The following is a 9,422-nucleotide window of genomic DNA, read 5'->3' on the forward strand; positions in this document are numbered from 1 at the left end:
GGGTCGTCTCAGGGGGTCACGGTCCCTCCAGGGCCTTGCCCTCCACCCGCGCCCGCACCTGTTCCGGCGTCAGGTACACGTCGGTGAACTCGAAGTCCTTCAGGCGGACGGGCTTGCGGGCCTGGAAGCCGGTGCGGACGAAGTCGTCGCCCGCGACCGCGTTCAGCAGCCAGTTGGTCATCACCCGGGCCTTGGCGACGTTGGTGCGCAGCGCCGACCAGTGGTAGCCGCGGGCCACCGCCTGCGCCAGCACCCCGCGCAGTTCGACACCGAGCGGCTTGGACACCGCGTCCTTGCCGCCGAGGTCGACCACGAGGCCCAGGTCGTGATGGACGTACGGCTGCATCGGCTGACCGCGCAGCGTCGCGATGACATTGTCGGCGACCTTCCTGCCCTGGCGCATGGCGTGCTGCGCGGTGGGCGGGCAGACCGCGCCGTCGCCCTTGGCCAGGTCCGGCACCGCGGCCGAGTCGCCGAGCGCGAACACCCCGTCGTGGCCCGGCAGACACATCTCCGGCGTGACCGCCAGCCGGCCGCGGACCGTCTCCGCGCCGAGCGTGGCCATCAGCGGACTGGCGACCACGCCGGCCGTCCAGATCAGCGTGTGTGTCGGCACCACCCGGCCGTCGGTGAAGGTGACCTCCTCCGCCCCGGCCTTGTCGATCGACACGCCCAGCGACACGTCGATGCCGCGCCGCTTGAGGATCTCCTGCGCGCTGCGGCCGAGCTTGTCGCCCAGCTCCGGCATCAGCTTCGGTGCGATGTCGATCAGATGCCACTTGATCAGGCCGGGGTCCAGGCGCGGGTAGCGCGTGACGGCGGCGTGCGTCAGCCGTTGCAGACAGGCGGCGGTCTCGGTCCCCGCGTATCCGCCGCCGACCACCACGAACTGCAGCCGCGCGGCCCGCTCGGCCGGATCGTCGCTGGCGTCCGCCAGGTCGAGCTGGGTGATCACGTGGTCGCGGATGTAGGCGGCCTCGGCGAGGGTCTTCATCCCGAAGGCGTGGTCGGTCAGCCCCGGGATGTCGAAGGTGCGGGTCACACTGCCCGGCGCCAGCACGATGTAGTCGTACGGCTCGTTGACGATCTTGTCGTTGATGGTGCGGACGACACACACCTTCGCCTTCGGATCCACCCCGATGGCGCCGCCCGGCAGGATCCGGGTGCGGTACTTCCTGCTGCGGCGCAGGCTGAGGGCGATCGACTGCGGCGTGAGCACCCCGGAGGCGACCTGGGGCAGCAGCGGCAGATACAGCTGATAGGAGAACGGCGTCACCAGGGTGACGTCGGCCTCGGCGGGAGCGAGTTTCCGTTCCAGGCGGCGGACGCACTCGACGCCGGCGAAGCCTGCGCCAACCACCAGGATCCTGGGTCGTGTCACGGTTTCATCCCTTTCTGCGGCTCCAGGCGGTCCGACTCGACACCGTTACGCGTGGGCACCAGCATGCCCCCACTCCGGGGGGAGTAACCGGTTGTCGCACGGATACACGTCGTACACACGATGTGGTCACCAGGGCAGGAACACGTGGATGTCCTTGCCCTCGTCATGGACGACCACACTGACCTGCGTGCACAGCGTGTGCACCAGGTGCCAGCCGATGCCGCCGCCACCGGTGCGCGGGTGGAAGGGCCGTGGCTCCGGCCTGGTCGTGCTCGTGTCGCGCATCGTCACGTGCACGCCGTCGAAGGTGCGGCGCATCCGCAGCCCGAACGGTCCGGGCGCGTACTGGATCACATTGGCGGCCAGTTCCGTCACCACCAGCAGGATGTCGTCCCAGTACTCGTGCGCGGACGGCGGCGACTGCGTGGCGAGCGCGCACAGGAAATCCTCCGCGGCAAGCCGCGCCTCCGTGACGTTGCGCAGCTCGCCCGCGAAGGAGAAGGTGCGCTCGTACCTGTCCTCCGAGGACGGTGTGTCGTCCCAACGCGGCTCCGTCGCCATCTCGCATTCCCCGGTCCCGGCCGGTCGGGGGCTTGGCAGGCCCCCGGACCAGGACGGTCGTAGGTGCTGGTCTCCGTCTGTGCTTGCGGGTTCCCGCCCCCGCGCGGCCTATCCGTCCGCCCCGGCCCGCGGTCCTGCGGTCCACCCCCTCAGCGGAAGACGTCGTCCGGCTCGTCCCAGTCCGCCGGCTCCTGCGGACCGCGCGCCGCCCGGGACCGCGCCAGGTACATCGCGTCGATCTCGGCGGCATAGTGCCGCACGATCACGTCCCGGCGCAGTTTCATCGACGGCGTGAGCAGTCCGTTGTCCGTGGCGAACGGCTCCTGCAGGACACGGTAGACCCTGATCGACTCCGCGCGGGAGACGGCGGCGTTCGCCGAGGCGACGGCCCGCGCGATCTCCTCCCGCAGCGCGTTCTCCTCGCGGCTCTCCCGGCCCGGACTGTCGCCCTGCAGCGCCAGGGTGGCCCGCCAGTCGGCGAGGAACTCCGGGTCCAGGGTGATCAGGGCGCCGACGCAGGGCCGGTCGTCGCCGATCACGACCGCCTGGTGGACGAGCGGATGCATGCGCAGCCGCTGCTCCAGCGGGGCCGGGGCGACGCTCTTGCCGCCGCTGGTGACGATGACGTCCTTCTTGCGCCCGGTGATCGTCAGATAGCCCTCGGCGTCCAGCCGCCCGATGTCCCCCGTGGCCAGCCAGCCGCCGCGCAGCACGGCCCGGGTCGCCGCCTCGTCGCCGACATAGCCCTGGAACACCGACGGCCCCCGCACCAGGACCTCCCCGTCGTCGGCCACCTGGACCTCGGTACCCGGCAGCGGCCGGCCCACGGTCCCGGACTTCTCCCGGCCGAGCGGCTGCATGGTGATCCCGCCGGAGGCCTCCGTGAGGCCGTAGCCGTCGTGGATGCGCACGCCGATGCCGGCGTAGAACAGGGTGAGTTCGCGGCTGAGCGAGGAACCGCCGGAGGTGCCGCGCAGCACCCGGCCGCCGAGCGCCGCACGCAGCCTGCGGTACACCGTCCGCTCGTACAGGGCGTGTTGCAGCCGGAGCTCGAACCCCGGACCCGGCCCCCTGCCCAGCCGGTGGCGTTCCTCCGCCTCGGCGAAGTCCCGGGCCGTCTGCGCCGCCCGCTCGAACAGGGCACCCCGGCCCGCCTGATGGGCGGACCGCAGGAACTTCTTGTACAACCTCTCGAACACCGACGGCACGCCGTACAGGTACGTCGGCCGGAACGTGCTCAGCGCCGACGCCAGGGCCGCCTCGCTCAGCTCCGGCTCGTGCCCCATCAGGACGCCGCCGCGCACACACATCAGCATGATCATGATGCCGTAGACGTGCGAGAAGGGCAGGAAGGCCAGCACGGACGGCTGTTCGCCCGGCGGGGCCGCGGTGTGCGCCCAGCCGGCCAGCAGCGTGTCGCAGGGATAGGCGAGACCGCGGTGGCTCAGCGCGCAGCCCTGGGGGCGGCCGGTGGTACCGGAGGTGTAGACGACCGCCGCCGTGGCGTCCGGCAGCACGATCCGGCGCAGCGAGTCCACCGTGGTGTACGGCACGACCGCGCCCCGCTGGACGAGGTCGGGCAGCGCGCCCGCGTCCAGCTGCCAGACGTGGCCCAGCCGGGGCAGCCGGGCACACACCGTGCCGACGGTCATGACGCCCTGCTCGTCCTCCACGACCACGGCCACACAGCCGGCGTCCCGCAGGATCCACTCGACCTGGTCGCGCGAGGCGGCCGGATGGATCGGCACGATCTCGGCGCCGACGGCCCACAGCGCGTGGGCGAAGACGGTCCACTCGTAGCGGGTGCGGGACATCAACGCCACCCGGTGGCCCGGTGAGATCCCGGCGGCGACCAGCCCCTTGGCCAGCTCGACCACCTCGTCCCGCAGCTCGACGGCCGTCACCTGCTGCCACACGGTGGCGGCGGGATCCAGGCGGTGCGCAAGCACCGGCAGCGTCGGACGGCGGTCCGCGTTGTCGAAGACGCTGTCGGCGAGGCCGCCGGTGAGCGGCGGGGTGACGGCGGGAGCGAGGGCGACGTCGCGCATGCGAGCTGCTCCTGGTGTACGGAGGGTCACACCGCCGATCGGCTCTGTGCGGCGGTGCTCGAATGTAGCCCAGCGGAACGCGTTCGGTGCCGGGAACGGAGAAGTCGTGATCGGCTGATGATGTGGCCGTGTCCTGGGGACTCGGCAGACATGAGTCATGTGAACCCCGATCCGGAACCAGAACGCACCACCGGGCTGGAGCCCGGGGGCTCGGTCCCGCCGGGCGAGACCCCGCCCGCCGAGAGCAGCCTGCCCGAGGCCGGCCCCCGGGAGCCGCACGTTCAGCGCAGAGGCTGGGCGAAGGCGCCGCTGGCGCTGATCATCGTCCTCGTCGTCCTGATCGCGGTGGGCTTCCTCGGGTACGCCCTCTCGCTCATCTTCTGAGCCGCCGCGCGGAGCGCTCAGCCCTGGGTGTGCCGCACGCACTCGGTGACGACGTCCCGCAGGCTGCCGGTGCGCTCCAGCAGCCGGCGCTGCTCACGCGCCCCGTTGCCGCGCCGCAGCAGCTCCGCGACGCCCTGCTCGGCGCGCTCCGCGTCGCCGTACGCGGTGAGCGCGTCCCCGGTGTGCTCCAGCAGCGACCGCAGTACCTGCGGGGCGGGCCCCGGCCGCATGGTCACCGGGTCGAGCAGGTCCTCCTCCAGGCCGAACCGGGCGGCCTGCCAGTCGGCGAGCCGGAGCAGGCTCACGCTGTGGCCGGGCGCCGGCCGGCCGGCCCGCCAGTCCCGTGCCGCCTTCTCCACGAGCGCCCGGCTCAGCGTCGCGATCAGCGCGGCGGTGTCCGCGCTGAGGCACACATCCGCCACGCGGACCTCCACGGTCGGATAGCGGGCGGACAGCCGCGCGTCGAAGTAGACCATCCCCTCGTCGAGAAGGGCACCGGTGGCCACCATGTCCGCCACCCGCCCGTGATAGCGCTCGGCCGACCCGAACAGCTCCGTCGGCCCCGCCGACGGCCAGCGGTTCCACACCCGGCTGCGATAGCTGGCGTAGCTGGTGTCCTTTCCCTGCCAGAACGGGGAGTTGGCGCTGATCGCGCGGAGCACCGGCAGCCAGGGACGGATCCGGTCGAGGACCGCGATGCCCTCCTCGTCGGACTCCACCGACACATGCACATGGCAGCCGCACACCAGCTGCTCCCAGGTGGGTATCCCGTAGTGCTCGGCCAGCCACTGGTAGCGCTCGTTCACGCTGAGGGAGGGACTGACCGGAAGGGGGGAGGTGGCCAGCGCGACGACCGCGCTGCCGGTCTCGCCGGCGTGCCGGGCCGCCTCCTTGCGCCAGCGCACGATCTCCTCGCCGAGGGCCGCCATGTCCGCCTGCGGATGGGTGGCGAACTCCAGCATCTGCCGGAACAGCTCCTTCTCGAACACCTGCTGTCCGGGATCGTCGTGGGCGGCATGGGCGAGGACGGCCGCCGCCAGCGCCTTCGGGTCGCCGGTGTCCGGGTCGACCAGAAGGAGTTCCTCCTCCACTCCGACGGTGCGCAACGTGGTGCCACCCTTCCGCGTCCGTGCCACGAGGGGCAGTCGTGGGTCTGTATGACCCCGACTGCCCCTCGGCGGGCCGCCGACACCTGCGCCCTTCAGCGCTCCGGAGCCAGCCAGACCGTGGCGAGCGGCGGGAGCGTGAGCCGCAGGAAGCCGTCGTCCGGCTGCAGCGGCCCGGCGTTGCCGACCCCGCTGCCGCCGTAGCGGACGTCGTCGGTGTTCAGCGTCTCCTGCCAGGCCCGGATCCCGTCCGGGACCCACAGCCGGTAGTCGTGCCGGACGACCGGGGAGAAGTGCGACACCGCGAGCAGGGGGGAGCCGTCGGCGGCGAACCGCAGGAACGCGAAGACGTTGTCGTCCGCCGCGTCGCACAGCACCCACCGGAAGCCGCCCGGGTCGGTGTCCCGCTGCCACAGCGCCGGCGTCGCCCGGTACACGGTGTTCAGCTCCCGCACCAGATCCTGCACGCCGCGGTGGTCGCCGGCCGAGTGGTAGTCGTCGCCCAGCAGCCACCACTCCGGGCCGTGCGCCTCCGACCACTCCGCTCCCTGGGCGAACTCCTGCCCCATGAACAGCAGCTGCTTACCGGGATGGGCCCACATGAACCCCAGATAGGCGCGGTGGTCGGCCCGCCGCTGCCACCAGTCGCCGGGCATCTTCGACACCAGCGCCTGCTTGCCGTGTACGACCTCGTCGTGGGAGATCGGCAGGACGTAGTTCTCGCTGTAGGCGTACACCATCGAGAAGGTCATCTCGTTGTGGTGGTACTTGCGGTGCACCGGCTCCTTCTGGATGTACTGCAGCGAGTCGTGCATCCAGCCCATGTTCCACTTCAGCCCGAAGCCGAGCCCGCCGCTGTCCGTCGGCCGGGTCACCCCGTCCCAGGCCGTGGACTCCTCGGCGATGGTCACCACACCCGGGCAGCGCCGGTACACGGTGGCGTTCATCTCCTGCAGGAAGGCGACCGCGTCGAGGTCCTCCCGGCCGCCGAACACGTTCGGCTCCCACTGTCCGGAGTCCCGCGAGTAGTCCAGGTAGAGCATGGAGGCGACGGCGTCCACCCGCAGCCCGTCGATGTGGAACTCCTCGCACCAGTACACGGCGTTGGCGACCAGGAAGTTGCGCACCTCGGTCCGGCCGTAGTCGAACTCGTACGTCCCCCAGTCCGGGTGCTCGGCACGCGTCGGGTTACCGGGTTCGTACAGCGGGTCCCCGTCGAACCGGGCCAGCGCCCAGTCGTCCTTGGGGAAGTGCGCCGGCACCCAGTCCATGATCACACCGATGCCGGCCCGGTGCAGCGCGTCCACCAGGTACTTGAAGTCGTCCGGGGAGCCGAGGCGGGGCGTCGGCGCGTAGTAGGAGGTGACCTGGTAGCCCCAGGAGCCGCTGAACGGATGCCCGGCGACCGGCATCAGCTCCACGTGCGTGAAGCCCATCCCCTTGACATAGGCGGGGAGTTCGTCCGCCAGCCGGCGGTACGTCGAGCCGGGCCGCCAGGAGGGGAGATGGACCTCGTAGACGGAGAACGGCGCCTGGTGCACGGGGGTGTCGCCCCGGTGGGCCATCCACTCCGCGTCACCCCACTCGTACCGCGACACCGCGACGACCGACGCCGTGTCGGGCGGCACCTCCGTGCGCCGCGCCATCGGGTCGGCCTTCAGGAAGCGGTGGCCGTAGCGGGAGGTGATCTCGAACTTGTACCGGTCGCCCTCGCCGATGCCGGGCAGGAACAGCTCCCACACCCCGGACGCGCCCAGCGACCGCATCGGGTACTGCGTGCCGTCCCAGTACGTGAAGTCCCCGGCCACCCGCACCCCTTGGGCGTTGGGCGCCCACACGGTGAAGCGGGTGCCCGTCACCCCCTGGTGCGTCATGGGCTCGGCGCCGAGCGCCTGCCACAGCTGCTCGTGCCGGCCCTCCCGGATCAGATGCAGATCCAGCTCACCGAGAGCGGGCAGGAACCGGTACGGATCGTGCACCTCCTGCTCGGCGTCGTCGTACGCCACCAGCAGCGTGTACGACGGGATCTCCGGGTACGGCAGCACGGCCGCGAAGAGACCGTCGCCCTCGGACCGAAGGGCACCCCGTACGCCGTCGACCACGACGCTCACCGAGCGCGCGTTCGGGCGCAGCGCCCGGAACAGGACGCCGCCCGGGACCGGGTGGGCGCCCAGCAGGGCGTGCGGATCGTGGTGGGCGCCGCCGAGCAGCCGGGCACGGTCGGCCGGGTCGAGCGGCTGGGCCACGAGCGGCTTGGGGCCGGCCGCCTCGGGGCGCGCGGTGTCGCGCAGGGCCATGTCGTCAGCCTCCCCACACGGCGAGCCGCTTGATCGCCGCCATCGGTACCGGCAGCCAGTCCGGCCGATGTCTCGCCTCGTACAGCACCTCGTACACCGCCCTGTCCGTCTCGTGCGCGCGCAGCAGCGCGTGCTTCTTCCGTGGATCCCAGCCCGCCCGGGCCGCGTAGCCCGCGCAGAACGCCTCCCGGCAGCGGCGCGCCCACTCGGGTCGCCAGGGGCGGCGCTGCCGGGCCGCGTAGTCGAAGGAACGCAGCATCCCCGCCACGTCCCGGACCGGGGAGTGCGGGGCGCACCGCTCGGCGAGCGGCCGGGACGGCTCGCCCTCGAAATCGATGACGAACCAGTCGCGGCCGGCCCGCAGCACCTGCCCGAGGTGCATGTCGCCGTGGATGCGCTGGGCGGGCGGTCCGGTGTCGCAGGTGGCGAGGGCCCCGAACGCGGCCCGCAGCCCCGGCACGAAGGGCCGCAGTCCCGGGACGGCGTGCGCCGCCGCGTCCAGCCGTGCGCACATCGCCTGTGCCGTACGGCCGTTCTCGCCCGGCCCGGCCGGACCGAAGGCCTCGGCCAGCGCGAGGTGCACCTCCGCCATGGCCCGGCCGAGCTCATGGGCCTCGGCGGTGAAGTCGTCGCCCGCGGCGAGCGCGCGCAGCGCCAGCGTCCAGCCGTCGGAGGCGTCCGGCAGGAACGGCTGCAGCACGCCCAGGGTGGCCGGCTGCGGCGCGGTGGTATGGAACCACGCCACCGGCGCGGGCACCCGGGTGCAGCCCTGCGCGGCCAGCGCGGCCGTCACCTCCAGGTCCGGGTTGACGCCCGGCTGGATCCGGCGGAAGACCTTCAGGATGTACGCGTCGCCGTACACGATCGACGAGTTGGACTGCTCGGCGTCCAGCAGGCGCGGCGGCAGCCCGCCGGGCAGCTCGGCGCCCGGGTCCGCCTCGAACCGCAGCGGTCCGGCCGCGCCGGGCCGCCGCAGCCGCTCCAGCAGCAGATGCGCCGAGCGCGGGTCGTGCAGCGCGTCGTACACCGCGAGCCCGGCGAACGGACCCTGGTCGGCCCGCCCGATGTACGCCCGCTCCAGACGGGGGGCGAGGTGCTCGCGCAGGCCGAGCAGCAGCTGGTAGCAGTCGCCGGGCGGGGGAGTGCCGCCCGGCGTGGGCACGGGCGCGTGCGAGGCGTGCACCAGCAGGTGCAGACACCCCGGGAACAGCTCGGTCACGGACAGCACCGACAGATCGGCGACGGGCCGGTCCTTGCCCGCGAACCAGCGTTGTCCCGGCAGCCATTGCCGCAGCAGCCCGCCCAGCGACACCAGGGGTCCTTCGAGGCCGGCCGCGCTTCTGGGTCGTGCGGTGATGGTCTTCGGCATGACGCGTCCTTTCCTCGGCGCCGGGCGTCAGCGACGGCGGCCGATGCGGGATGCGACTCGGGTGAGCCGGAACCAGTAGAAGCCGTGGCCTTGCAGGGTCAGCAGGTAGGGAAGCTCACCGATGGCGGGGAAGCGCACCCCGCCGATCAGCTCGACCGGGTGCCGTCCGTCGTACGCCCTGAGGTCGAGCTCGGTGGGCTGCGCGAAGCGGGAGAAGTTGTGGACGCACAGGACCAGGTCGTCCTCGTACTCGCGCAGGAAGGCGAGGACGGCCGG

General features: G+C 72.3%; 8 protein-coding genes. 1 reads left to right on the forward strand and 7 read right to left on the reverse strand.

Annotation, left to right across the window (positions count from 1 at the left end):
* Positions 1-16 precede the first annotated feature (16 nt).
* From ABT171_RS30075 to ABT171_RS30085, 3 genes are all read right to left on the reverse strand, one after another.
* Positions 17-1,381, reverse strand: a complete 1,365-nt coding sequence (locus ABT171_RS30075) for an NAD(P)/FAD-dependent oxidoreductase (protein ID WP_351249257.1) — start codon at positions 1,379-1,381, stop codon at positions 17-19.
* Positions 1,382-1,507: 126 nt separating this feature from the next.
* Entirely contained in the window at positions 1,508-1,942 is a 435-nt protein-coding gene (locus ABT171_RS30080; protein WP_351249259.1) for an ATP-binding protein, read from the reverse strand.
* A 149-nt stretch (positions 1,943-2,091) separates the two neighbouring features.
* Complete coding sequence (locus tag ABT171_RS30085) at positions 2,092-3,990, reverse strand: AMP-dependent synthetase/ligase (RefSeq protein ID WP_351249261.1); 1,899 nt, start codon at positions 3,988-3,990, stop codon at positions 2,092-2,094.
* A gap of 150 nt (positions 3,991-4,140) precedes the next feature.
* On the opposite strand from ABT171_RS30085, the gene ABT171_RS30090 reads away from it, so the two are divergent.
* A complete protein-coding gene (locus tag ABT171_RS30090) occupies positions 4,141-4,374 on the forward strand; it encodes a DUF6480 family protein (protein ID WP_351249263.1) in 234 nt (77 codons plus the stop codon).
* Positions 4,375-4,391: 17 nt separating this feature from the next.
* On the opposite strand, the gene ABT171_RS30095 is transcribed toward ABT171_RS30090, so the two are convergent.
* From ABT171_RS30095 to ABT171_RS30110, 4 genes are all read right to left on the reverse strand, one after another.
* Positions 4,392-5,480 carry a glutamate--cysteine ligase 2 gene (locus ABT171_RS30095; RefSeq protein ID WP_351249265.1) on the reverse strand — a complete coding sequence of 363 codons (1,089 nt, stop codon included), beginning with the start codon at positions 5,478-5,480 and terminating at the stop codon, positions 4,392-4,394.
* A 95-nt stretch (positions 5,481-5,575) separates the two neighbouring features.
* The gene (glgB, locus tag ABT171_RS30100) at positions 5,576-7,777 is read right to left on the reverse strand and encodes a 1,4-alpha-glucan branching enzyme (RefSeq protein ID WP_351249267.1); all 2,202 of its coding nucleotides are present in this window, start codon (positions 7,775-7,777) and stop codon (positions 5,576-5,578) included.
* 4 nt (positions 7,778-7,781) lie between these two features.
* Entirely contained in the window at positions 7,782-9,146 is a 1,365-nt protein-coding gene (locus tag ABT171_RS30105; protein ID WP_351249269.1) for a maltokinase N-terminal cap-like domain-containing protein, read from the reverse strand.
* 27 nt (positions 9,147-9,173) lie between these two features.
* A partial coding sequence (locus ABT171_RS30110) for an alpha-glucosidase C-terminal domain-containing protein (RefSeq protein WP_351249271.1) occupies positions 9,174-9,422 on the reverse strand: 249 nt, incomplete at its 5' end.

The organism is Streptomyces sp. NPDC001851 (assembly GCF_040297165.1).
In the GTDB taxonomy this organism is placed as follows: domain Bacteria; phylum Actinomycetota; class Actinomycetes; order Streptomycetales; family Streptomycetaceae; genus Streptomyces.

What these genes read in the sequence shown, in the direction of transcription:
- ABT171_RS30080 (WP_351249259.1), bottom strand. Translation starts at nt 1,942, where the DNA reads ATGGCGACGGAGCCGCGTTGGGACGACACACCGTCCTCGGAGGACAGG.
- ABT171_RS30085 (WP_351249261.1), bottom strand. Translation starts at nt 3,990, where the DNA reads ATGCGCGACGTCGCCCTCGCTCCCGCCGTCACCCCGCCGCTCACCGGC.
- ABT171_RS30090 (WP_351249263.1), top strand. Translation starts at nt 4,141, where the DNA reads ATGAGTCATGTGAACCCCGATCCGGAACCAGAACGCACCACCGGGCTG.
- glgB (WP_351249267.1), bottom strand. Translation starts at nt 7,777, where the DNA reads ATGGCCCTGCGCGACACCGCGCGCCCCGAGGCGGCCGGCCCCAAGCCG.
- ABT171_RS30105 (WP_351249269.1), bottom strand. Translation starts at nt 9,146, where the DNA reads ATGCCGAAGACCATCACCGCACGACCCAGAAGCGCGGCCGGCCTCGAA.